The 23,892-nt window shown below is 41.3% G+C and carries 17 protein-coding genes and 1 pseudogene; 9 read left to right on the forward strand and 9 right to left on the reverse strand.

Annotation, left to right across the window (positions count from 1 at the left end; genetic code table 11):
* Positions 1-184: 184 nt before the first annotated feature.
* Positions 185-2,311 carry an NHLP bacteriocin export ABC transporter permease/ATPase subunit gene (locus tag XEN7305_RS06315; protein WP_006508529.1) on the forward strand — a complete coding sequence of 709 codons (2,127 nt, stop codon included), beginning with the start codon at positions 185-187 and terminating at the stop codon, positions 2,309-2,311.
* Between the two features lie 18 nt (positions 2,312-2,329).
* Positions 2,330-3,775 carry an NHLP bacteriocin system secretion protein gene (locus XEN7305_RS06320; protein WP_006508530.1) on the forward strand — a complete coding sequence of 482 codons (1,446 nt, stop codon included), beginning with the start codon at positions 2,330-2,332 and terminating at the stop codon, positions 3,773-3,775.
* Positions 3,776-3,898: 123 nt separating this feature from the next.
* Here the strand turns inward: XEN7305_RS06320 and XEN7305_RS06325 are convergent, their stop codons facing one another.
* Positions 3,899-5,647 carry an ABC transporter ATP-binding protein gene (locus tag XEN7305_RS06325; RefSeq protein ID WP_006508532.1) on the reverse strand — a complete coding sequence of 583 codons (1,749 nt, stop codon included), beginning with the start codon at positions 5,645-5,647 and terminating at the stop codon, positions 3,899-3,901.
* A gap of 409 nt (positions 5,648-6,056) precedes the next feature.
* Here XEN7305_RS06325 and XEN7305_RS30280 point away from each other — a divergent pair.
* Positions 6,057-6,757, forward strand: a pseudogene (locus XEN7305_RS30280) (Uma2 family endonuclease).
* Positions 6,758-6,879: 122 nt separating this feature from the next.
* Here the strand turns inward: XEN7305_RS30280 and XEN7305_RS06335 are convergent.
* A complete protein-coding gene (locus XEN7305_RS06335; RefSeq protein ID WP_006508535.1) occupies positions 6,880-8,193 on the reverse strand; it encodes a hypothetical protein in 1,314 nt (437 codons plus the stop codon).
* 242 nt (positions 8,194-8,435) lie between these two features.
* Here XEN7305_RS06335 and XEN7305_RS06340 point away from each other — a divergent pair, with 242 nt between their 5' ends.
* Positions 8,436-9,731: an ABC transporter substrate-binding protein gene (locus tag XEN7305_RS06340; RefSeq protein ID WP_006508536.1), complete on the forward strand. Its 1,296-nt coding sequence runs from the start codon at positions 8,436-8,438 to the stop codon at positions 9,729-9,731.
* A gap of 39 nt (positions 9,732-9,770) precedes the next feature.
* Here XEN7305_RS06340 and urtE read toward each other — a convergent pair whose 3' ends face one another.
* The 5 genes from urtE to urtA all read right to left on the reverse strand — a co-directional run bounded on the left by urtE (position 9,771) and on the right by urtA (position 15,602).
* Entirely contained in the window at positions 9,771-10,514 is a 744-nt protein-coding gene (urtE, locus tag XEN7305_RS06345; protein WP_006508537.1) for an urea ABC transporter ATP-binding subunit UrtE, read from the reverse strand.
* A 59-nt stretch (positions 10,515-10,573) separates the two neighbouring features.
* Positions 10,574-11,698 (reverse strand): urea ABC transporter ATP-binding protein UrtD, encoded by a 1,125-nt coding sequence (gene urtD / locus XEN7305_RS06350; RefSeq protein ID WP_006508538.1) that lies wholly within the window; start codon positions 11,696-11,698, stop codon positions 10,574-10,576.
* A 102-nt stretch (positions 11,699-11,800) separates the two neighbouring features.
* The gene (urtC, locus tag XEN7305_RS06355) at positions 11,801-12,964 is read right to left on the reverse strand and encodes an urea ABC transporter permease subunit UrtC (RefSeq protein ID WP_006508539.1); all 1,164 of its coding nucleotides are present in this window, start codon (positions 12,962-12,964) and stop codon (positions 11,801-11,803) included.
* Positions 12,965-13,021: 57 nt separating this feature from the next.
* Positions 13,022-14,182, reverse strand: coding sequence for an urea ABC transporter permease subunit UrtB (gene urtB / locus XEN7305_RS06360; protein WP_006508540.1), 1,161 nt, complete (start codon positions 14,180-14,182; stop codon positions 13,022-13,024).
* A gap of 118 nt (positions 14,183-14,300) precedes the next feature.
* Positions 14,301-15,602 carry an urea ABC transporter substrate-binding protein gene (gene urtA / locus XEN7305_RS06365; protein WP_006508541.1) on the reverse strand — a complete coding sequence of 434 codons (1,302 nt, stop codon included), beginning with the start codon at positions 15,600-15,602 and terminating at the stop codon, positions 14,301-14,303.
* Between the two features lie 293 nt (positions 15,603-15,895).
* Between urtA and XEN7305_RS06370 the strand changes: the two genes are divergently transcribed.
* Both XEN7305_RS06370 and XEN7305_RS06375 read left to right on the forward strand, forming a co-directional pair.
* Entirely contained in the window at positions 15,896-16,468 is a 573-nt protein-coding gene (locus XEN7305_RS06370; RefSeq protein WP_006508542.1) for a DUF924 family protein, read from the forward strand.
* A 365-nt stretch (positions 16,469-16,833) separates the two neighbouring features.
* Positions 16,834-17,718, forward strand: a complete 885-nt coding sequence (locus XEN7305_RS06375; RefSeq protein WP_238568942.1) for a hypothetical protein — start codon at positions 16,834-16,836, stop codon at positions 17,716-17,718.
* Here the strand turns inward: XEN7305_RS06375 and XEN7305_RS29285 are convergent.
* Positions 17,688-17,837: a hypothetical protein gene (locus XEN7305_RS29285; protein ID WP_173399695.1), complete on the reverse strand. Its 150-nt coding sequence runs from the start codon at positions 17,835-17,837 to the stop codon at positions 17,688-17,690. The genes XEN7305_RS06375 and XEN7305_RS29285 overlap by 31 nt on opposite strands.
* 20 nt (positions 17,838-17,857) lie before the next feature.
* The gene (locus XEN7305_RS06380) at positions 17,858-18,919 is read right to left on the reverse strand and encodes a mannose-1-phosphate guanylyltransferase (RefSeq protein ID WP_006508544.1); all 1,062 of its coding nucleotides are present in this window, start codon (positions 18,917-18,919) and stop codon (positions 17,858-17,860) included.
* Between the two features lie 507 nt (positions 18,920-19,426).
* Between XEN7305_RS06380 and rimO the strand changes: the two genes are divergently transcribed.
* The 3 genes from rimO to thrC all read left to right on the forward strand — a co-directional run bounded on the left by rimO (position 19,427) and on the right by thrC (position 23,774).
* Positions 19,427-20,767 (forward strand): 30S ribosomal protein S12 methylthiotransferase RimO, encoded by a 1,341-nt coding sequence (rimO, locus tag XEN7305_RS06385; RefSeq protein ID WP_006508545.1) that lies wholly within the window; start codon positions 19,427-19,429, stop codon positions 20,765-20,767.
* 130 nt (positions 20,768-20,897) lie between these two features.
* Positions 20,898-22,382 carry a DEAD/DEAH box helicase gene (locus XEN7305_RS06390; RefSeq protein ID WP_006508547.1) on the forward strand — a complete coding sequence of 495 codons (1,485 nt, stop codon included), beginning with the start codon at positions 20,898-20,900 and terminating at the stop codon, positions 22,380-22,382.
* Positions 22,383-22,658: 276 nt separating this feature from the next.
* Positions 22,659-23,774: a threonine synthase gene (thrC, locus tag XEN7305_RS06395; protein ID WP_006508548.1), complete on the forward strand. Its 1,116-nt coding sequence runs from the start codon at positions 22,659-22,661 to the stop codon at positions 23,772-23,774.
* Positions 23,775-23,892: the final 118 nt, after the last annotated feature.

Consider the following 23,892-nt stretch of genomic DNA (forward strand, 5'->3'; position numbering starts at 1 on the left):
TGGCGTTGCTGAATCCAGATATGAATTCGTTTCGCGCAAAGGCGCAAAGACGCAAAGAAAGAAGCAAAGAAGATTAGTCCAAAATTCTTTCATGTTTTAAATCAGCAACGCCTTATTTATAAATTAAATAATTCCTTCGTTTAAAATATAAGATTTATTTTTGTAATAAGTGGCGCCGCATTTTATGAGAGAAAAAGCCCTTGAAGAACTAGCCTCTATCCTCAACCCCACCAACCCCATTGTCCAAGAAGAAACTCCTTTGTTAACTACTGTGAGCGCTTTAGGCCAAGCTTTGGGCATAACTATTCGGCCTCCTGCCCAATCGGAAAAATCAGACACCCTGGAGAGCATTGCCCGCGCTTCTGGTTTTCGGACTCGCCGAGTAACCCTGATTGCCAACTGGTGGCAAAAAGACTGTGGTCCCTTGCTAGCTTTTCGGCAAGAAGATAATCTTCCCGTGGCACTTCTAAATAACAAAGGCGCTAATTATGAAATGCTAAACCCCCTAGACTTGACTCGCAAAGCAGTGAACCGTCATGTCGCGACTAGATTACAGCTCATCGCCTATACTTTTTATCGTCCTTTACCTGATAAAGAAATCACCTTTTTTGACATTCTCAAATTTTCCCTAAGAGGTCGAACTTCAGACTTAATTAAAATTTGTTGGGTGGGTATTGCGGCAACCCTATTGGGGATGCTTACTCCGCAAATTACAGGTATCCTCATCGACCATGCCATTCCCGATGCCGATCGCAACTTATTACTTCAGATGGGATTAGGCTTATTTGCTGCAAGTTTTGGCATAGTTATCTTTCAATTAGCCCAAAGTTTTGCCCTTCTGAGGATTCAAACCCAAGTTAGCTTTGATACACAAGCGGCAGTTTGGGACAGACTACTAAAACTCAAACCAGCTTTTTTTCGTAAATATTCCACTGGGGATTTACATAATCGCGTTTCTGCGGTGACTCAGATTCGCGATCGCCTAAGCGGTAGTATTTTAAGGACTATATTCACTAGTTTCTTTTCCCTACTGAATCTGGGGTTGCTCTTGATTTATAGCTTTCCTTTAGCCCTAGTTGCGATCGCGATCGCTCTAATAACAATAATTATTACTACCATATTAGGTATAGTTACCCGCCAGAAAATACGACCTCTCCAGCAACTGTCAGGGGAAATATTTGGTCTAACAGTGCAATTAATCGGTGGAGTCTCCAAGCTAAGAGTCGCCGCAGCCGAATCAAAAGCCTTTGCTTGCTGGGCAAAAAAATATACTCAACAAGTTAAACTAATCTTAAGTACTCAGTCAATTGAAGATATTCTGACCAGTTTTAATATTACTCTGCCAGCAATCAGTTCCATTCTCTTATTTGGATTTGCGGTTTACTTGACTACCCAATCTCCAGCGTCAGGGTTATCCACCGGCAGATTTTTGGCCTTTAACACGGCTTTTATCACCTTTATTGCTAGTGCGACCCGCTTGAGCAACATCCTGATTGATATAGTAGAAATCACTATTTTATGGGAACGTGCCCAACCAATTTTTCAAGCTAAGCTCGAAGTAGATAGCCAGAAATTTCATCCAGGCAAGCTTTCCGGGGCCCTAAAATTAGATCAAGTTTGCTTTCGTTATCGCCAGGATAGTCCGCTAGTCCTAGATCAGATTAACCTAGAAGTCACACCAGGAGACTTTATTGCGCTTGTCGGACCATCGGGGAGCGGCAAGTCAACTATTTTGCGATTATTATTGGGCTTCGAAACTCCCATATCGGGAACCATATCCTATGACGAAAAAGACTTATCAGGATTAGATATTGCCGCTGTCAGAAGACAGTTAGGGGTGGTGTTGCAAAATGGTCGAATTATGAGTGGTTCGATTTGGGAAAATATTGCAGGAGGTGCCATTATCACCCAAGATGAAGCCTGGTTAGCATTGGAGATGGCAGGATTAGCCGATGATATTCAAGGGATGCCGATGGGCATACATACAATTATTTCTGAAGGAGGCGGAAATCTTTCTGGGGGACAGCGACAAAGATTATTTATTGCCCGTGCGCTGGTAAATAAGCCCCAGATTTTATTGTTCGATGAGGCCACATCAGCTTTGGATAATCGCACCCAGACAATTGTTACTCGCAGTTTGGCACAGTTGGGAGTTACTCGAATTGTGATTGCCCATCGCTTGAGTACGATTCGTCATGCTGATCGAATTTATGTGTTGCAAAATGGAAAAATATTACAGCAAGGCAAGTTTGAGGAATTAGCAGAAGTAGAAGGTTTGTTTGCCGATCTGATAGCCCGACAAATGACTTAATTTTTATAAGGTTAACGAATGTCCAAAGAAAAACGCAGTCTTTTTCGTCAACAAGCATTAGATCGCCTATCCTCCCCAGAAAGACTTGATAGATTGATGCAAGTTGTCGGCCCCAAGGATTGGTTGCCTTTGGGTGGATTATTAATTTTCGGGATATTAGCCATACTTTGGAGCGTATTCGGGAATATACCCATCACAGTAACAGGTAAAGGTATTCTCATTAATCCTCGTCGAGTGGTGCAATTGCAATCCCCAATTTCGGGAGAACTCCAATCTTTAAACATTAGCGATGGAAAATGCGTTGATAAGAATGAAATTTTGGCAATAATCGATCCTTCAGATACCAAACAAAAATTACAGCAACAGCAAGCTAAACTAACGCAATTAAAACAACAAATAGAAAAAACGATTTTACTAAGGCAATCAAGAACCGAATTGGAAACCAAAACAATTGCCTCAGAACGTATTAGTTTGCAACAAAGATTACAAGATGCCCAAAAAATAACTCCTCGTCTGCAAGCAGCAGGTTTAAATAGTCTTGAGCAAGAGCGTCGCAGCCTTCAGCAAAGTCTTGAAGATGCAGAAGAGCTTACCCCAGTACTTCAACAAAGAGTTCTCAAACAAAAGGAATTACAAGAATTGGGGGCAATTTCACAAGAACGAGTTTTGCAAGCAGAAAAAGAATATCGGCAAAGTCGTCAGCAGATTGCCGAGACTCAATCACAGTTACAAAAGTTGCAATTACAAGAAGCAGAACTACAACAGAAATATCGCGAAAACCTTAACAAAATTACTCAACTTAACTCTGAGCTGGAAAGTCTGAATACCCGTGAAAAACAGCTAGAGCAGGATAATCTCGAAGCAAACAATAGCGAACAAAATCAACTTCAAGACCTAGAACAAGCGATCGCCCGTTTACAAAAAGAAGTAGTAGACAGCAGTATGATTAAAAGTCCTCATGCTGGCTGCATGATAGAAATAACCGTTACGGTAGGGCAATATCTGAATCCGGGAACTAGCTTGGGAACTTTGCAAACCGATGGCGGAGCTGGGGAAATGATGAGTTTTACCTATTTTACGGTAGAGGATGGCAAGAAAATTAGACCCCAAATGCCAATTTTGATCACGCCAGACACGGTAAAACGCGCCAGATTTGGCGGAATTATGGGAGAAATCACCCAAGTTTCTGCTTTGCCTATTACCTCCGAAGGGGTAACCTCTGTGATAGGAAATTCGGAAATAGTCCAACAATTGATGGGAGAAGCAGGAGGCAAAATCGAAGCAATCGCCAATTTACATCCCAATCCCCAAACCTTTAGCGGCTATGATTGGTCATCTTCTAATGGGCCACAATTGGAAATTTCTCCAGGGACAACTACAACCGTTAGAGTGACAGTAGAAAGGCGATCTCCCATCAGCTTTGTTTTGCCAATTTTGCGCGAGTGGAGCGGTATTAAATATTAACTATGTTAGTTACTTTGCTTGATGATTCACTTGTCATAGGATTTCTTTGCACCTTTGCTAGGTCAGCGTTCCCTTGCGTCTGACGCCGACGCGGAGTCTGACCTCTTTGCGCGAGATAAAACATTAATTTAAAACTTCCTTTAAACGATGTTGCTGCCAGAGTGATTGATATAATCCATCCTGCTCAACTAACTCATCATGAGTTCCAGACTGGACAATTTTTCCCTGATCCATCACTAAAATGCGATCGCTATTGGCTGCCGCCGATAATTGATGAGAAATGAAAATCACGGTTCTTTTGTCTCGCTCAGGAGAAAGATTATTTAAGATCTCAGTGGCAGTCTCGTTATCCACACTAGAAAGGGCATCATCCAAAATCAACACCGGGGAATCTATCATCAAAGCTCTAGCCAAAGAAGTTCGCTGTCTTTGTCCACCGGAAAGTGTGATTCCCCGTTCACCAACCATGGTTTCATATTTCTTGGGGAAATTAATAATTTCTGGATGAATTTGGGCTTGTTTAGCCGCATACTCTATTTCTGCAGTTTCTTCCAGGGGTTCTCCGTAACGAATATTATTTTTGATCGTAGTACTGAATAGAAAACTCTCTTGAGGGACATAGGCGATCGCTTTCCTGAGATCCGGTAATGACAACTGAGTGATATCGTAGCCATCGATAAAAAGTTGCCCTGGAGCGACATCTAATAAACGAGGTAAAGCATTGGCTAAAGTCGATTTTCCAGAACCGATGGAACCGACAATTGCGATCGTTTCACCAGGTTGAATTGTAAAATTAAGATTATTGAGTGCGGGAACTTTGCTATCAGGATAGTTATAAGTCAAGTTGCGCGCGGTGATTTTCCCTCGGATCTCTTCAGTATTGAGGTTAATTGGAGTCTCATGATTCTTAACTTTGGCCTCGGCAAGAATAATTGATTCTATGCGATCTATACTGACTTCTCCCCTTTGAAAAGCTGTAATCGTGAATCCCAGCAAGGCAGTAGGGAATACTAGTTTTTCCACATAAAGAATAAGAGCGACAAAATTACCAACTGTAATTTCTCCTCTCGCGATCGCCTCTGTCCCCAACCAAAGTAAAATCAATAAACCAATATAGGAAATCCCTTCGATCATGGGAAACAATAAATTCCTAATTTGGGCAAGTTTGAGATTAGCTTTTAATAACTTCTGATTTTTCCGGCGAAATGCAGTCCTTTCCTGTTCTTCTTGAGCATAAATTTTAATCAAAGAAATACCACTAATATCTTCTTGAACCAACTCACTTAGCTCAGAAAGGCTTTCTTGGACTTGTAGTTGACTATCTCGCATCTTGCCACTGAAGAGTTGTACCGTAATAATCATCAATGGATACACCGAAATAGCCATCAATGTCAGAGGAACATTGATATTCAACATAAAAGGAAAAGTAAAGCCATAGGCAAAGATAATATTGACAAAACTTAAGACCACAAATCCCACCAAACGGCGGACATTATCCACATCGCTAGTCGCACGATTAATCAGATCTCCCGAGGAAACATTGCTAAAATAACTAGGTTCAAGAGTCAACAGATGCTGGAATATATTTTGTTTTAGATCAAACTCAACTTGTCTCCCCGCACCGAAAATCATAATCCTTGACAGCATTCTCATTCCCCACATGAGAGAAGCCAGAATGAGTAGAATTATTGCCTGATGTGATAGCTCAGAAAAACTGAAACCAATTTTTAGCTGGTCGATACTATTGCTAATCAGCAGAGGAAGATAAGCACTTACAATATTAACTAAAAATAGAGAAAGAATCCCCAAAGAAACCATCTTCCAGTGAGGACGTAAATAAGTTCTGATTGCCTTTAGCCTTGAATTTGCCATATAAAATTAAATATTTCTATTTTGTAAAACATTTCTTTTGAGGAAAAACTTAATCAAGAACTTAAATTGGCTGAAAAAATAATATTAACATCAGCATCCAACGACAAGAATTCGTTATGTCCGAGAGCAACAATTTGTTTCCTAGGAGTTCGACGAATTTTTTTTGATTAGTTGAACAACTAAGTAATAGGTTTTTTCCTAAATCCCCAAATCCCCAAATCCCTATTCAGAACCAGTAAATTGTATACTCATCGAACCCAGGTAATATTAGTATGAATTAAGAATTATTAACAATGGGATCATTGTACCAACTTGTTTGCATTCAAGGTTTACCAGCAATATGCCAACTTTGTGCGATAACCTATCATTATGCTAATCTGGGATTACCGCAAAAACTAAGGTTAAGGCGATGGTCCAGCTACAGTCAACCTCCCAGCCAGCGATTATCTATCCAGACAGTGATGGCAAACCAATGGCAGATAATACTAAGCAATTTCACTGGATTGTGACGATTCAGCAAAATTTGGAGTGGCTCTTTAAAGATAACCCCAATGTCTTTGTGGCGGGTGATTTGCTATGGTATCCCGTAGAAGGGGACAATAAGAAATGTACAGCGCCTGATGTCATGGTAGTTTTGGGTCGGCCTAAGGGCGATCAGCTTCGCTGGCACTGCGTGATCGCGGCTCCTATAAACAATGGGAAGAAGACAATTTACCGCCTCAAATAGTTTTTGAAATTCTTTTACCAGGCAATAGACGGGCTGAGATGAGCCGAAAGTTGTTATTTTATGATCGCTTTGGTGTAGATGAATATTATCTCTACGATCCCGACAAAAATGAGTTGAGTGGATGGCTGCGTCGGGAAGGGTTCCTTGATGTCATCGAGCCGATCGCTGATTGGGTAAGTCCTTTATTGCAGATCAAGTTTGGTTTAGCAGACGATGAGTTACAACTTTTCCACCCAAATGGACAGCGTTTTTTGAAGTATATAGAAATTGCACAAAGGGCAGAAGATGAGCGCCAACCGGCAGAAGACGCAGAAAAAAAAGCGAGTCTTCTAGCGGAAAAGCTGCGGGAAATGGGGATTGATCCCGATCAAATTGGAGGTTAATGTTTTCGGCGTTGCTGATTTAAAACATGAAAGAATTTTGGACTAATCTTCTTTGCTTCTTTCTTTGCGTCTTTGCGCCTTTGCGCGAAACGAATTCCTGGATTCAGTAACGCCATGTTTTCCTACGTTTCATCGGAGTTGGATAATAATTTTTCTTCCCACTCGCGATCTGTTTTCTCACTGTTCTTGATGTCTTGGTCTAAGAGATCTGTTTCTGTTGTGTAGACTAGATCTTGCTCTCCAATAATTTTTTGCTGAGCGAATTGTTGGGCAAAATTAATTTTTTTCTCTAAAGAGCTATCTAAGTTTTTTAATGTGATCGCGCTTTCTTGCCGAGATTGATTGCGAACAGCAATTTTTTCATTACGTTTTTGAATCCAAAAATAGCGCAGCAAAGGAATTAAGAGAAAAGCAATTCCATAACCCAATAAAATTCCATAAATCGAACTCACAAAAGCAACAAAAGCACTACTAACCTCATACTGGAGCAGCGAGCCTAGCATCAAGGCCAAAATCAAATTGACGGCGCCTAAACCTATAGCCAACAAAATCTTGCTTCTACTTGCCTGACTAAAGCGCCAAAGCTGCTCTTCGAGGAAATCTGGCAGAGAGATATTACTGTTTTGAGTTGCGCTTACTTGTAATTCAGGAAAATAATAAATTAGGCCACCTTCGTTCGATACTTCTGGATAGCCATTAAACCGAATAAGAATCGGCAACATAAAATCTTCGCTATCATCAGTTTTATCTATAAAAGGAGCAACCTGTTCGGCAACAATTGACCCTTTATTCCTTTTAATTAATTGACCAATATTTGCATTGCGATTCTCTTCTAAATCAGCATTAGGATTGCCATCTCCAAAGAGAAAAGAATAAACAGCTTCGAGGAAGCTCATCTCATTATCATCATTGCTATTTTGTCTTGGCTGATAATTTCGCTGCTGATAATTTCGTGAAGAATAGTTAGGTTGAAACCATCGCAAAAAATGAGAAAAAGACCAGATATTGTAAAAGGAAATAAACCCACCGCCACCACGATAATTATCCCTTCTCTGATTATTATCATTAGAGCTGTAACTTAGAGAAATGACCATAATCGAGATTGCCAGCAACATTAATACGATCGAGGAGATCAAGACAATCCCAAAGGAAATCCGAATTAGATAAAATAAAACTTGCCAAACTTTTGACCACCATTGTTGCCATCGTAGTTGCCAATATTTGTTACGCAGAACAGCTCGGAAATTTTTAGGAAAACAATAGACAATATCCCCTGATTCAGCAACCTGTAGATTCCCATTGGCGTCAGCTGCCAAGGCTAACAGGCCATTTTGGGCTACATTGAGGTTTAATCCTGCTTGTGCGGCAACATCACCTACCGTAACTCGATAATTAAGATTATCGACTGAGTCCATAATCTGAGGATTTGGAGTCATAATGTTAGTTTAAAATTTGATATAAAATGTTCATGCCAGAGAATAATAGACAATCCCAGATTGCTATTTTAAGTTTATTGATGCCTAATCACTTACTTATCTACCTTAGATCATTTTTCACAGCGAAAGCCAAAACCCATTAAACCGCAGATATTTTGAGAATCACTGTATCAATGTTTAATGTTTAATGCTTAATGCTCAAACTCTGTTAGAATTCCCCAAACTAAAGTTAGTATTGCTGAATGAATAGTAACTGGAATATCTTTAAACATAAACTTCGGGTGGGTCGCTTTTTTCTTTTGGGGATTACGATTCTCATCTCTCTATTGATTTTTGTATCACCAAGTCCGACTCAGCCTTCAGAACGCATCAAAATTACCGTAATGATGCAGGCTCTTGAAGCAACTCAGTGGGAACCTTTAGAAGCTAGATTTGAAAAAGAAAATCCAGATATCGACCTTGTAATTGTCAAAGCTCCCAATGCCACAAATCTGGTAGAAGATCTTTATACTTCAGCTTTTATTTTGGGAGATTCTCCCTACGATTTGGCCTATCTCGATATGGTTTGGCTACCGAAATTTGCCGCTGCGGGATGGCTGCGAGATCTCAATGAATTTATCTCTCCAGAAGAACTTGAGGCTTTTTTGCCTGGAGATGTCGCTGGGGGCATATTTAAGGGGGGACTGTATCGGATGCCTTTTCGCTCTGATGGAGGGATGCTCTATTATCGCACCGATATGCTAGAGGAAAATGGTTATGAACCGCCTAATACCTTCGAAGAACTAGTTACGATCGCCGAAGATTTGCAAGCAAAAGGAGTCGCGAAATGGGGTTTTGTTTGGCAAGGGAAACAATATGAAGGTCTGCCGGCAATGTTTATTGAGGTCTTAGAGGGTTTTGGGGCCTATTGGATCAATGCTGACAGTTTAGAAGTTGGGTTGGACTCAGGAGATGCGATCGCTGCTGTGGAATTTCTCCGCAACACAGTGCAGAAAGGAATCTCACCTCCAGGAGTGACCACCTACGCCGAAGAAGAAAGTCGTCGTCTGTTTGAAGCGGGAGAGACTGTATTTCTGCGCAATTGGCCCTATGTGGCAGTCTTAGCCGCAGATTCGGGAATTGCGGGCAAATATGGCCTCAAGCCTATGGTTCATCGAGAAGGATATAGCAGTAGTGCTTGTCAAGGTGGCTGGGGACTAGGGATCACTTCCAGTTCACCTCATCCTGAAGAAGCTTGGCGTGTTATTGAATTTGTTTCTAGCGAAGATAATCAGAGACAGTTCACCATAGAGACGGGTTATATACCTAGTTTGCGATCGCTGTATAATGATCCTACCATTGTGGCGACATACCCTCACTATCCTCAATTATTGGAGGTTGTCGAAAATGCAACGCTCCGTCCACCGATTGTGCAATATGCCCAAGCATCAGACATCTTACAACGCTATTTAAGTGCTGCTTTAACAGATACCATGACCTCAGAACAAGCAATGAAAGCAGCCGCCTCAGAAACCCGTAGTCTATTAGCTGTCCCCTAATAATCCCAAATCAAATGAGTTCCGAGGACAAAATTGCGCTCAAACAGCTAGGAATTTCTGAATAACTTCTTGGCTCAATTCTTCCGTACTGCCTGAAGCCACAATGCCCCCTTTTTGCATCGCGTAATATTTATCAGCTTGGCGGACAAAATGCAGATGTTGTTCTACTAACAAAACAGAAATGCCTGTAGCTTCAATAATTCTTTTAACTGCTGCTTCAATTTCTAGAATAATCGAGGGTTGAATTCCTTCTGTGGGCTCATCTAAAACCAGTAAACGAGGTTTTCCCATCAGCGCCCTGGCGATCGCGAGTTGTTGTTGTTGCCCGCCACTCAAATCACCTCCCATACGAGATAACATGGTTTTGAGAACAGGAAAAAGATCAAAAATCTCTTGAGGTATTTTGTCGTTTCTTTTTCTGCCTTGAGGACGAGCTTCTAAGCCCAATAATAAATTATCTTCAACAGAAACCCGAGGGATAATATCTCTCCCTTGGGGAACATAGCCAATGCCTAATTTGGCTCGGCGATCGGGAGTTAGTTGAGCAATCGGTTTGTCGGCAAAAAATATATTTCCGGTACGAGATTTGAGTAATCCCATAATAGTTTTGAGCAGAGTAGTTTTTCCAACTCCATTGCGGCCAATCAAACAGACCATTTCGCCAGAGGGAATGCTCATATCAACATTACGCAAAATATGGCTTTCCCCATAATAGACATTAAGATTAGATATCCTCAATGCCAAATCAGTCTCTTGTTCTCCAGTCAATTCTTCCCTAGTCATTTCTACTTATTACTTATTACTTATTACTTATTACTTATTACTTATTACTTATTACTTAATTATCCGTTATACTTTGCTTCAATTTCTGTTTCTACTTGTTCAATTATCTCGTTTGGTAAATCCAAAAGTTCTAAAAGTCTTTGATATACAACTACTTCTTTTTCGTTGATTTCATTAGATCTAATAATTTCATAACTAAGTCTTAATACTCTTTCCTTTTCTCCGAAGTTTTTCAACTTAGCAACTAATGTTTCCAAAGGATTATTGAGAGCTAGATAATTTTGGAGTTCTTTTTTCAAACGATCTTGATGCTCTTCACTAATCGCGAATTCTCGACTCAAATTAGACAAAATCACCTCTGATTGTTCTGGGGCAAAATAATCATCTGCCCAAGCCATAGAAGCCGCTATTCGCAAAATATTTAGTTGTTCGGGTGTAATAGATGGGGCTTCTCCTAAATAAACTTCGATTACCCGAGGATCATTTTGCACTTCATCCATACTGCCTTCACAAAGGACAGAACCTTGGTGTAATACTGTTACTTGATCATTGGCAATTTGGCGAACAAACTCCATATCATGCTCGATCGCAATAATTGAGTGGCTTTCTGCTAAGGCTAGTAGTAAAGCACCAACATTTTTGGTTTCTTCATCTGTTAACCCGGCAGCCGGCTCATCTACTAACAATAAGTCTGGAGATTGGGCAACTAACATGCCAATTTCTAAACGCTGTTTTTCGCCATGAGATAACAAAGATGCGATCGCATCGGCTTTAGCTTCCAAGCCGATAGTTTCAATCAATCCGGCAACTGTTCTGGTTTCTGTCGCTCTGGGACGAGTAAATAATGTAGAAAATACGTTTTTGTTCCGGTTACAAACCAAGTCTAAATTTTCTCTGACGGTGAGATTAAGATAAACTCTAGGAGTCTGAAACTTACGGCCAATTCCTAGTCTTGCTATTTTAAACTCAGGAATTTTCTGGAGATTTTTACCTTTAAATAAGACTCTTCCTTCTGTCGGCTGAACTTTTCCCGTAATCACATCAAGAAAGGTGGTTTTCCCTGCTCCATTAGGCCCAATAATAACTCGCAACTCCCCAGTATTCATACTGAAATTTAAGTTATTTAAGGCTTTAAACCCATCGAAGCTAACACTTAATTGTTCGATTTCCAGAATTTTGTTCATTCTCAATTCTCAATTTTTAATTCTCAAACTCGCGCGTTCTCTTGCGCCTGTCGGCGGCGCGGGGTCGGGACCCTTCGGGTAGAGCTCCGCAAGCGTCAATTTTCAATTTTCCCCAAAAATATCCTGTTCTTCTTTTTGCACTTCAGGATCTTGTTCCAAACTAGGATAGGTTGCTGCTGGCTGACGATAACCAAACAAAGATAAAAGATTTTTCCAGCTACTATCTCTAATCAACCCAACAATGCCATCAGGTAAAACTGTCACCACAATCAGGAATAATGCCCCCTGGAAAAACAACCAAACTTCAGGAAAACTTTCACTTAAAAATGTTTGAGCGAGCCTTACCAAAAGTGTGCCAATGATGGCGCCAATTAAAGTGCCCCTACCGCCGACGGCAACCCAAATAACCATTTCAATAGAAAAAGCGACTTGCATAAAACTAGGGGTGATAATTCCCGTCTGAACGGTATATAAGGCTCCGGCAATACCTGCGATCGCGCCTGAAATGGCAAAGACCAAAACTTTATAACCTGTTGGATCATACCCAGAAAATCTCACCCTAGTCTCGTCATCTCTAATGGCAATTAACAAACGACCAAAACGACCACTAGTTAGCCAACGACAAAGATAATAAATTGCGACCAAAAAGATTACTGTCAAAATATAAAAGGTTCTTTGAGCATTAGCAGAACTAGCCAAGACCCCAAATATCGTTTCCGTATCAGTTTTGAGTCCATTAGTCCCATTAATCAGTTTTTGCTGGCCATTAAAAAAGTTAAAAAATACTAGTAAAGCAGCCTGAGTCAAAATTGAAAAATAGACCCCTTTAATTCGATTACGAAATACCAAATAACCAAGCAACCCGGCAACAATTCCGGGGATCACAATAATTGCGATCACTGTTACCGGAAAAGAATAAAAAGGTTGCCAAAAACCAGGCAACTCTTTAACCCCATAGAGGGTAAAAAATTCTGGTAATTGTCCATCAGGCAACTGCAACTTGAGATGCATTGCTAGGGCATAACCGCCCAAAGCGAAGAATATGCCATGCCCGAGGCTAAGTAATCCTGTATAGCCCCAAATTAGGTCAATACCCAAAGCGACAATTGACAATGACAAAAACCGACCGACAAGCCGCAAGCGAAAAGCAGGAAGCACCGCAGGCAAAATAACAGCAAAAATAATTACCAACCCGACAGCAATGCCAATTTCAATTAATTGCCTTTTTTTATTTTGCTTCTTCTCTAATTCTTTCCTACTAATCATTTTCAATTTTCAATTTTCCCCCATTCGAGGAAGTACTTTAGTGCAAGCAATTTTCAATTATAATTCTGCTGTTCTACCTTTTTGCGGGAACAACCCAGCAGGTTTAATTTGTAAGAAAGAAATAATCAGAGCAAATACCATCACTTTGGCCATACTGCTAGTCGCAAAAAACGTCAGGATATCAACTAACCATTGCAGGCTTTCGGCACCAGGCAGCATAAAAACTAATGTGCCAGAACCAATTAGATAACTAATAATGCCAATCCCAAAAGCTGCTAGCACCGAACCCAGTAAATTTCCGACACCGCCCACTACTACTATCATAAAAGTATCAACAATATAGTTCTGTCCCGTATTAGGCCCCACCGAACCAAGTAAGCTCACGGCACAACCCGCCACGCCAGCTAAACCCGAACCCAAAGCAAAGGTCAAAGCATCGACTTTAGCTGTAGGAATGCCCAAACAAGAACTCATTTCCCTATTCTGAGTTACAGCGCGAATTCTTAAGCCCCAAGTAGAGCGATTTAAGAACCAATAAACAGCGACCAAACAAATAATGGTTAAGATAATGATAAATATACGAGCGTAAGGCATTTGAAAACCTAAGACTTTCATCCCGCCTCTTAACCATCCTGGGGCAGTGACATCAACATTTCTGGCACTAAACCAGGCTTTGGTGAGCACAGAGGAGCTGCTAATTAAAAATCCAGTTACCACCGCGATCGCAGCAGATATTGGCAATAAAACTGTAATGGCCAAATTCCTAATTCTTTCCCAATCAGAACGGCGACGCGAAAAAATCATCCCACCAAAAAAGAACAGGCAAAATACCGCAAGACAAATTATCAGTAGCCAATTGGCACTACGAACAAATTGACGCAAAATGAGACTCACACCCCAGGTAGCTAATAAAGTTTCCAGCGGTCGTCCATAGAGGAAGCGAATCACACCTTTTTCCAGAATTAGGCCCGCGATCGCCGCGACCACAAAAGCGACAGGAATCGCAAATATAATATAAAAATCAAACCAAGGTTCTCCCAAAGGCTTGAAAATATTTTGCACTACAAATGTTGTATATGCTCCCAACATCATCAATTCACCATGGGCGAGATTAATGACTCCCATCAGCCCAAAAACAATTGCTAATCCCAACGAGGCAATCAGCAGAACTGAACCAATGCTAATGCCGTTAAATAAGCCTTCAATTAATGCAGACACAGATATTCCAATTATTTTGACAAGAAATTCTTTCTAAGGAGCAAGAAGAATAAGAGTAGAAGAAACCAAAAATATTACGGCACTTCATCCCTTATCCTTCATCCCTTATCCTTTATCCCTAGATTTTGTACTTACCGCCTTTGCTAGGATCTGTCCAGTCACAAGCATATCCTTTAGTTTCTGGTACATATTGATTCCAGGGAATGGGATCTACTGGTCCATCAGTAGCAGATACTATATCGAATAAACCATCATCTCTGACCTGTCCAATTCTTACCGTCTGAGAAATATGGTGGTTAGGGAACATCTTAACTGGACCTTGTGGTGCATTGAATTCTTGCCCAATTGCTGCCTTGCGCACAGCTTCTAGTTCAGTTGTTCCTGCTGCTTCAACTGCCTTTGCCCAAAGGTGAACCATAATATAAGCAGATTCCATAGGATCGTTGGTTACCCGATCTTCACCAAATTTAGCTTTGAAAGCTTTAACGAACTTTTCGTTTTCGGGACTTTCTACCGTTTGGAAATAATTCCAAGCAGCATAATGACCTTTAAGATATTCTGTCCCGATTTGTCTAACTTCTTCTTCTGCAATACTGACTGACATTACAGGATATTTATCCGCGGTCAGCCCAGCACCCTGCATTTGCTTGAAGAAAGCAACATTACTATCGCCATTAAGGCTATTAAAGATTACTCCACCATTAGGAAGAGCTTGTTTGATTTTGGTAATGATGGGGGTAACTTCTGTATTACCTAAAGGCAAATAATCTTCCCCAACTGTATTACCTCCTTTCGCTTTGAGCTGTTCTTTGATAATGGTATTCGCCGTACGAGGGAAGACATAATCAGAACCAACTAAAAAGAAATCTTTTCCTTTATTTTCTAGAAGCCAATCTACTGCAGGCTCAATTTGTTGATTGGGAGCAGCACCGGTATAGAAGATATTCTGGGAACATTCTTGACCTTCATACTGTACGGGGTACCACAGCATATGCTGCTTGGATTCAAATACGGGTAAAACCGCTTTCCGGCTGGCAGAGGTCCAACAGCCGAAAACAGTTACTACTTGATCCTTATCAATTAATTTAGTCGCCTTTTCGGCAAAAGTCGGCCAATCAGAAGCCCCATCCTCTTTAACGGGCTCAATCTGTTTGCCTAGAACCCCACCAGCGGCGTTGATTTCTTCAATTGCTAGCATTTCCGCATCAACAACTGTGGTTTCGCTAATGGCCATTGTTCCACTTAGGGAGTGGAGAATTCCAACTTTGATCGTATCTCCACCACTAGCTGAAGCAGGGGAGGAATCATCAGTGCTAGTACTCGGGGTATCACTACCACCGGCGCAGCCTTTGAGAAATACAGTAGCAGCTAATCCTGTTGACCCGTACAGTAAAAATTTACGTCTTCCTAATTTCGACATGGATGTATATTTACGAATAATTTGAGTTGAATTTGCTACTCATAAAGAGATAGACTTTTAGTGTGCGAGAAATATAAGTGTTTTTAAGTGTTTCTAAGTGTTCTTGTATGCTCATTTAAGCATTATTGTGGTGTAATTGTACTTGAAATTACCAAATAAACAAGATCACAATAAACGTAAAATAACCTTTAAATGGTTATTGCTATGATTCTTGTCTTTCTTCTCTGACATTTATTCCCAATCTACAAAGCCTATAGGAGTTACGGAAAAATCATTAAAGTTTTATTACAAAAATGAACTATAAAACTATATTAACGTTCTGGTTTGGCAAGCAAGAGGCTAATGATTATGGTAGACCGAGGAAATTTTGGTTTATTAAAGACCCAAATTGCGATCGCCAGATTAAGGAATTTTTTGAGCCCGTCTATCTACTAGCCAAAGCAGGGGACTTAGATTATTGGCAAGAAAACCCTTTCAGCTGTCTAGCTTTGATTATTGTTTTAGATCAATTTCCTCGCAATATTTATCGGGGTCAACCCCAAGCTTTTGCCACAGATTCCCAAGCCTTAGCATTCGCTCAATATGCGATAGAGAAAGGATATGATCGCGTTTTGTTACCAGTACAACGTTGGTTTATCTATTTGCCCTATGAACACAGTGAAAATCTGGCGAATCAGTATCTTGCGGTTCAATTATTTTCTACTCTTATAGATGATCCCGATAGTCAAAGTAGCATCGAATATGCGAAACGACATCTTAAGGTAATCCAGGATTTTGGAAGATTTCCCCATCGCAATCAAATATTGGGTAGAGAAAGTACTCCTGAAGAAATGGCTTTTCTAGAAAAACCAGGTTCTGGGTTTTGAGTAGCTCTGGGAATTTCTCTAAAGAGCATTCATAGAAACAAGACTCTTGCCAATTTTAGGTTTCTTTAGCAAATTTAGTAGTCTGGAACACGCTTAAAGTTTTAAAATGCAGGAATATGATTAAAAAAGAGTCTAAACCAAAGTAGTAATTCATAACAATGGCAAGCAAAAACGTTCACGTCAAAGCCCACAACCGCACAATCCATACCCGAGTCTATAAGTTTGTTTGTCAAGGCTGTGATAAAAAAGTAGAAAGGGAGACATACGCTACGATTTGTCCTTCGTATGGCAATAAATGCAAGGGAGTCCGGAAAGACTGTCAGCGCTATACCAAACACTAGGAAAATGTTTACCGAATTAAAATTGTGACTATGTGGATTGAACCTCCTCCCAAACCGCCTCAAGAGACTGAGCAGACTTTGGCTCAGCTAGCTCATTACTATCGTCAGTTGATTACCTATCATCAACAGGCAGCCGCGATCGCATCTTCTAAGTTATCTCAAGTAGATGCCTTAATCACAGCCAGTAGTTTTAGTTCTGTTGCCGCTTCTTGGCAATACCCCACTGCCAGTCCGACAGCATCCTTGAATAGGGCAGCAAATCCTGAATTGACCGCAGAGATAGAAGAAGTTCCGCAGATATTACCAGAAATTAAGCTGCCGACAAAAGATGTTTTAACCAAGATAATCCAAGAAATCCTGACCAGTAATAAGGGGAAAATGCTGCGTCTTGATTATCTCGCCTTAGAAGTTGGGGAAAAAATTTCCATACTTCCTCTCTACCAGCCCCAAGTAAAAGCCAGAGTCAGTCAAATATTGCAGCAAGGAGAAGATTTTGGCTTATGGTCAAATGTTCCCGACTCACCTGAATGTTGGACTCTTGACTTAGCCGATTTCCCCGATTTGTTAAATCGTCCTCCCTCATCTCGCTCGACAACGACCAAGAAAAGAAGGAGGAAAAGTACCAAGGCTAAAAAATCCCATAACCGTACTCGTCTGCCACCCTGCACCAAGATAGACGAACATGAAACCTTAACTGGTGCCATCAAAGCCTGTCTACGGGAACATTATCCCAAAACCATGGATGCCCATGAGGTTTTAGCTTGGATGTATCCTGAAGAGTTGGACGGGCCCACAAAAAACAAAGCCTATCAAGCTGTGAGTGATGGCTTAAATAAAGGCTGTTCTCGTAAGCATTGGCAAAGAGTGGAAATTGGGATTTATACCGTTGCTCCCGAAGAACTAGCATGATTTGAAGGCAGAGGGCAGATGGCAGAAGGCAGAGGGAAGATGGCAGAGGGCAGAAGGATTAATTCCTCTTTTCCTTCTCCATAATCACGGTTGACATGATTGTCTTGAAATTCTGCCACTACTTTAATATTTGCCTTCCTTACAATAAATGAGACAAATCAGGTTTTTCGGCTAGAGATTTGACAACCTTTTTAATGTCTTGAGTGCGGTTTTTGTTCACAACCAAAGTGACATCACCATCTCTGACGACAACTACATCTTCGAGGCCAATAGTGACAATAACCTCACCATCATTGCTGTTGTAAAAAATTCCGTCCTTGGTCTCGTAACCAATATGATGAGCTAGCTCGACATTTTCTTGATCTTTCTTGAGGAGCCTTTCTACCCCATTCCAATCTCCAAGGTCATCCCAACTAAAGCTAGCAGGAATTACATAAGCTAGTTCGGTTTTTTCCATCAAAGCATAATCAATACTTTGCTTTTCTAATTCTGCATAGGCATCTGGGCCTTTTCGTAGCAGAGGGTCAAGGATTTCTGGAGCATAACGACTTAATTCATCGAGGACTACTCCTGCCTGAAAAATGAACATCCCACTGTTCCAGCTATATTTTCCTGTATCAATAAATTTTTGGGCTGTTTCCTCATCAGGTTTTTCTGTAAAACGAGACACATTATATATTGGCAAATCATTAAAACAGTCTTGCTGCGCTGCTTGTTCGATATAACCGTAACCAGTGGCAGGGTGGGTTGGTTTAATCCCAAGGGTGACGATAGAGGGTTCTTTTAATGCTTGCTGGGCGGCAGCTTTTAAGGTTTGCTCGTAAGCAAGATTATCTCCAATCCAGTGATCCGCTGGAAAGAAACCCAATACAGCTTCTTTTCCATAACGTTTGGCAATCTCAATAGTTGCCCAAGCGACTGCAGGGGCCGTATCTTTTCCTTCCGGCTCGATCAGTAAATTGGCTTCTGGTAAGTCGGGAAGTTGTTCTTTAACCCCATCGGCGATAATTGAGGATGTAATTACCCAGAGATTTTCCCATCCTCCTGCCAAATCTAATAAGCGATCAGCAGTAGATTGGATCAAACTTCTACCGCTGCCATCTAAACATAAAAATTGCTTGGGGCGCTTGAGACGACTGACAGGCCAAAAACGTTCGCCTTTACCACCAGCAAGAATAATAGGGATAATTTGTGTGTCCATGCAGCTTTACTTCAATGTGGGAGTTACCAATTACTAATATATTGCCAGGCAATCATTGATTCGTCTGTAGCAAGTCGATGATTTATTGTCAATTATTGTCAGCCAATGCTGATTAATCCGTAATCTAGCATAATTAATTTCTCACTCATTTTTCCCACGATATGATTGCCCAGCAACTGCTTCGCAGATCGTCAGCTTAACAAAAAAAACACCAGCACAAATTCCTTAGCAGATTTATTCCCAATTGTTCAACCATCTGTTACAATGTCTTAACAATAGGAATCGAAAACATTGCTTCTTAAGTTAATTTAAGACGCCTGGGTAGTAGTTTCTTATTAACAGTCAGGTGCGATATCTTACCTAGCCTCACAAAATAATTTTTATATTTTATCGAGTGACAAAATAGGGGAGATTATAAAACGAACTTTCCGACGATAGAGATATTGAGTCTGACGCAACAAAAAACTCCTTGTCTACATTATTAAATTGTCACTTAACAAAAAAAGTATGGCAGAAAAGCCAACTATAGCCGTCTCTCACTTAGGTTGTGAGAAAAATCGTATAGATTCAGAACATATGCTAGGTTTGCTGGCAGAAGCAGGTTATCGAGTAGACTCCAGCGAGGAGCTAGCAGATTATGTAGTTGTTAATACTTGTAGCTTTATCCAGGCTGCTAGAGAAGAGTCCGTAAAGACCCTAGTCGAATTGGCCGAAGCTGATAAGAAAATCGTCATTACTGGCTGTATGGCACAGCATTTTCAAGAAGAATTACTAGAGGAAATTCCCGAAGCTGTAGCTGTGGTTGGTAGTGCTGACTATCACAAAATAGTTGATGTCATTCAACGTGTAGAAAAAGGAGACAGGGTTAGCGAAGTTTCTAGTCAGCCCGAATATATCGCCGACGAAACTGTTCCGCGCTACCGTACGACTACCGAAGGAGTTGCCTATGTTAGGGTGGCCGAGGGTTGTGATTACCGGTGTGCGTTTTGTATTATCCCTCACCTGAGGGGCAATCAGCGGTCGCGCTCTATCGAATCCATTGTTACTGAAGTTCAGCAGCTTGCTCAGCAAGGGGTCCAAGAGATCATCTTGATTTCTCAAATTACTACTAACTATGGTGTAGACCTTTACGGTAAGCCCAAGCTGGCAGAATTATTGATTGCTTTAGGACAAGTAGACATACCTTGGATCAGGATTCACTATGCCTATCCTACGGGCTTGACTTCAGAAGTAATAGCTGCGATTCGGGATACTCCCAACGTCATACCCTATCTTGATTTGCCTTTGCAACATTCTCATCCTGAAATATTAAAGGCCATGAATCGACCTTGGCAAGGAAGAGTAAATGATGCCATTATGGAGCGGATCAAACAGGAATTGCCGACTGCGGTGTTTCGTACCACTTTTATTGTGGGTTTTCCCGGAGAAACAGAGTCTCATTTCCAACATTTGACAGAGTTTGTAAAACGTCATCAGTTTGATCATGTAGGTGTATTTACATTTTCTGCTGAGGAGGGAACTGCTGCTTATGATATGGGCGATCGCATTGAACCAGAAGTTATGGATTATCGACGCAACATCTTAATGGAAATCCAACAACCCATTGCCGCGGCGAAAAACCAAGCTTGTATCGGTAAAACCGTAGACGTTCTGATTGAACAAGAAAATCCTCGTACTGGGGAGTTTATTGGTCGCTCGGCAAGGTTTGCCCCAGAAGTAGACGGCATGATCTATGTCCGTGGCAATAATGCGAGTTTAGGTTCTATTGTTCCTGTCAAGATCACGGGAGCAGATATTTACGATCTTTATGGCGAAGTTGCTCCTATAGCAGCTTATTCAACAGTCTGATTTCCGATTGCTGAAGTCCGCCCTTGGATTCCTTTTCAATCTTTTGAGTGGGGATCACTACAGCTAACAACGTTAAAAACTGTAAAGTTTTTTTAAGTAAAACTAGTAAAAACATAGAAAAAATATACTTATGACAGTCACTTTTAGAGATTTGGGCTTATCCGACGCTTGTGCAGAACAATTAGAAAGTATTGGTTTTGTCGAGCCTACAGATATTCAAAGACAAGCGATTCCTGCTCTTTTAGAAGGAAGAGATATTTTTGGCCAGTCTCAAACCGGAACAGGGAAAACAGCAGCCTTTGCCTTACCCACTTTAGAGTTAATAGATAGTGATGATAAATCAGTACAGGCTCTAATCCTAACTCCTACTAGAGAATTAGCTCAGCAGGTAGGAGAAGCTATTAAAGATTTCACCGGGAACAGAAGATTATTTGTCCTTACTGTATATGGTGGCCAGTCGATAGAAAGACAAATTCGCAGCTTGCAGCGCGGAGTCCAGATTGTCGTGGGGACGCCAGGAAGGATTATTGATTTGCTCGAAAGAGGTAAATTGCATCTTGATCAACTAAAAGTTGCCGTACTAGATGAAGCTGATGAAATGCTTAGTATGGGCTTTATTGATGATGTGAAAAAAATCCTGCGTCAGTCTCCTGAGACCAGACAAACTGCTTGCTTCTCAGCAACGCTGCCTAGGGAAATTAAAGAACTAATCAGCCAATTCTTGACGAGTCCTGTAGTAGTTAAAGTTAAGCAACAGGACGCGGCTCCGACAAGAATTGACCAGAAAGTCTATATGGTGCCCCGGGGATGGCAAAAACATCAGGCATTACAGCCCATTTTAGAAATCGAAGAACCAGATACGGCAATCATTTTTGTTCGAACAAAGCGAACTGCTAGTGAGCTAACAATTAAGCTGCAAGAAGCTGGGCATAGCGTAGATGAGTATCATGGCAACTTAAGTCAGATCCAACGGGAACGCCTAGTCAAACGCTTTCGCGATGGCAAAGTCAAAATGATTGTGGCGACGGATATTGCGGCTCGTGGTTTGGATGTAGAAAACCTAACCCATGTTATTAACTACGATTTACCCGATAACGCAGAGACTTATATCCACCGTATCGGTCGGACAGGGCGCGCTGGGAAAACTGGGACAGCGATCGCGTTGATTCAACCCATGGATCGTCGCATGTTGAAACAGATTGAGCGTCGTCTGCGGGTGAGATTGGAAACAGCTAAGATCCCGAATCGCGCTCAAGTAGAAGCAAAACGCATCGATAAATTGCAGGCAACAGTCAAAGCAACCTTGGCTGGTGAGAGAATGGCATCTTTCTTGCCTCTAGTAAGAGAGTTGAGTGATGAGTATGATCCCCAGGCGATCGCGGCAGCTGTTTTACAGATGGTTTATGATCGCGATTGTCCAGAATGGATGAAATATGATTGGGAAGTACCTGAGGCTGGAATCTCTAAACCCATTATCGGCAAGAAAAAATACAACAATCGCAACTCAGGAAAAGATCGTTATCGTGGTAGATCAGCTTCTGGTAGCAAACCATCGATTAATAGAAACAGATCACAAGGTAAAATAAGTTCTGGTGTAATAATTAGCGAAAAGTAAGAAGCATAATTTGGGTAATGGGTAATAAGTAATAAGTAATAAGTCCCATGTTCGTGGGATCAAGATAATAAGTATTCTTTATCAGTCTTGTTGCTTATTGCCAGTTTATTTATACCTGAATTTACTAGATTTAATGGCTGTTGAGTTTTGAGTGCCTAGATAACTTAGAACTCAACTCTTTGATGAATAGAAAAAAATAAATTAACTATCTTACTCATAACTAATTAATCAACAACTGTTAACTGTTAACTGATAACTGATAACTGAATACATATTGTGACTCTGAGCATTTCTTCCGCCAATTTACCCCAAGCTTCCGAAGCTGCAAACCGTGCGAATAACTGGCAAGGTTTGATTGAAACCTATCGGAACTATCTTCCTGTAACTGACACTACTCCTGTCGTGACGCTTCTGGAAGGGAACACCCCTTTGATTCCGGTTCCTGCGATCGCAAACATCATTGGTCGTCAGGTCAAAGTTCATGTCAAATATGATGGCTTGAACCCCACGGGAAGTTTTAAGGATCGGGGGATGACGATGGCTATTACCAAAGCCAAAGAAGCTGGAGCCAATGCGGTTATCTGTGCCAGTACGGGGAACACCTCCGCAGCAGCAGCGGCCTATGCTCGTCGAGCAGGCATGCGGGCTTTTGTGGTGATCCCAGATGGTTATGTGGCCTTGGGTAAATTGGCTCAAGCTTTGCTCTATGGCGCAGAAGTGATTGCGGTGAAAGGCAATTTTGATGATGCGCTAAATATTGTGCGGTCAATTTCAGAGAAATATCCGGTTACTTTAGTCAATTCGGTGAACCCCTATCGTTTGCAGGGACAAAAAACCGCGGCTTTTGAAATTGTTGATGTGATGGGCGATGCTCCCGACTGGTTATGTATTCCTGTGGGCAATGCGGGAAATATTACGGCTTATTGGATGGGATTTAATGAATATATGCAAGATGGTAAGTCTAGTCACCTGCCAAAAATGATGGGCTTTCAGGCGGCTGGAGCAGCACCTTTTATTGCCGGTCATCCAATTCCCGATCCCGAGACGATCGCTACAGCAATTCGGATTGGGAATCCTGCAAACTGGGAAAAAGCCCATAAGGTGCAACAAGAGAGTTATGGAGAGTTTAATCCTGTAACGGACGAAGAAATTTTGGATGCTTATCGTTTGTTGGCCTCGGAGGAGGGAATCTTTTGTGAGCCTGCTTCGGCGGCTTCGGTGGCTGGTTTGTTGAAGGTGAAAGACCAGGTGCCAACAGGAGCGAATGTGGTTTGCGTGCTGACGGGTAATGGATTGAAAGATCCCAGCAGTGCGATCGAATATAGTGTTAATGAGACTTATCAAGGGATTGAAGCAAATATTGATGCTGTGGCAAAGGTTATGGGATTTTAACGGGGCTTCGCCCTTGAAGGCAGAGGGCAGAGGGCAGAGGGCAGCGGTGAGACCCCGCGCCGAACCTCTCTAAATCTCTCCTGAAAGGAGAGACTATATTGTTCCCCTTCCTGTAGGA

It is taken from the genome of Xenococcus sp. PCC 7305 (assembly GCF_000332055.1).
Lineage (GTDB): Bacteria > Cyanobacteriota > Cyanobacteriia > Cyanobacteriales > Xenococcaceae > Xenococcus.

Excerpts from the sequence above, each read along its gene's own strand:
- XEN7305_RS06315 (WP_006508529.1), top strand. The coding sequence starts at position 185 with ATGAGAGAAAAAGCCCTTGAAGAACTAGCCTCTATCCTCAACCCCACC.
- XEN7305_RS06320 (WP_006508530.1), top strand. The coding sequence starts at position 2,330 with ATGTCCAAAGAAAAACGCAGTCTTTTTCGTCAACAAGCATTAGATCGC.
- XEN7305_RS06325 (WP_006508532.1), bottom strand. The coding sequence starts at position 5,647 with ATGGCAAATTCAAGGCTAAAGGCAATCAGAACTTATTTACGTCCTCAC.
- XEN7305_RS06335 (WP_006508535.1), bottom strand. The coding sequence starts at position 8,193 with ATGACTCCAAATCCTCAGATTATGGACTCAGTCGATAATCTTAATTAT.
- XEN7305_RS06340 (WP_006508536.1), top strand. The coding sequence starts at position 8,436 with ATGAATAGTAACTGGAATATCTTTAAACATAAACTTCGGGTGGGTCGC.
- urtE (WP_006508537.1), bottom strand. The coding sequence starts at position 10,514 with ATGACTAGGGAAGAATTGACTGGAGAACAAGAGACTGATTTGGCATTG.
- urtD (WP_006508538.1), bottom strand. The coding sequence starts at position 11,698 with ATGAACAAAATTCTGGAAATCGAACAATTAAGTGTTAGCTTCGATGGG.
- urtC (WP_006508539.1), bottom strand. The coding sequence starts at position 12,964 with ATGATTAGTAGGAAAGAATTAGAGAAGAAGCAAAATAAAAAAAGGCAA.
- urtA (WP_006508541.1), bottom strand. The coding sequence starts at position 15,602 with ATGTCGAAATTAGGAAGACGTAAATTTTTACTGTACGGGTCAACAGGA.
- XEN7305_RS06370 (WP_006508542.1), top strand. The coding sequence starts at position 15,896 with ATGAACTATAAAACTATATTAACGTTCTGGTTTGGCAAGCAAGAGGCT.
- XEN7305_RS06380 (WP_006508544.1), bottom strand. The coding sequence starts at position 18,919 with ATGGACACACAAATTATCCCTATTATTCTTGCTGGTGGTAAAGGCGAA.
- rimO (WP_006508545.1), top strand. The coding sequence starts at position 19,427 with ATGGCAGAAAAGCCAACTATAGCCGTCTCTCACTTAGGTTGTGAGAAA.
- XEN7305_RS06390 (WP_006508547.1), top strand. The coding sequence starts at position 20,898 with ATGACAGTCACTTTTAGAGATTTGGGCTTATCCGACGCTTGTGCAGAA.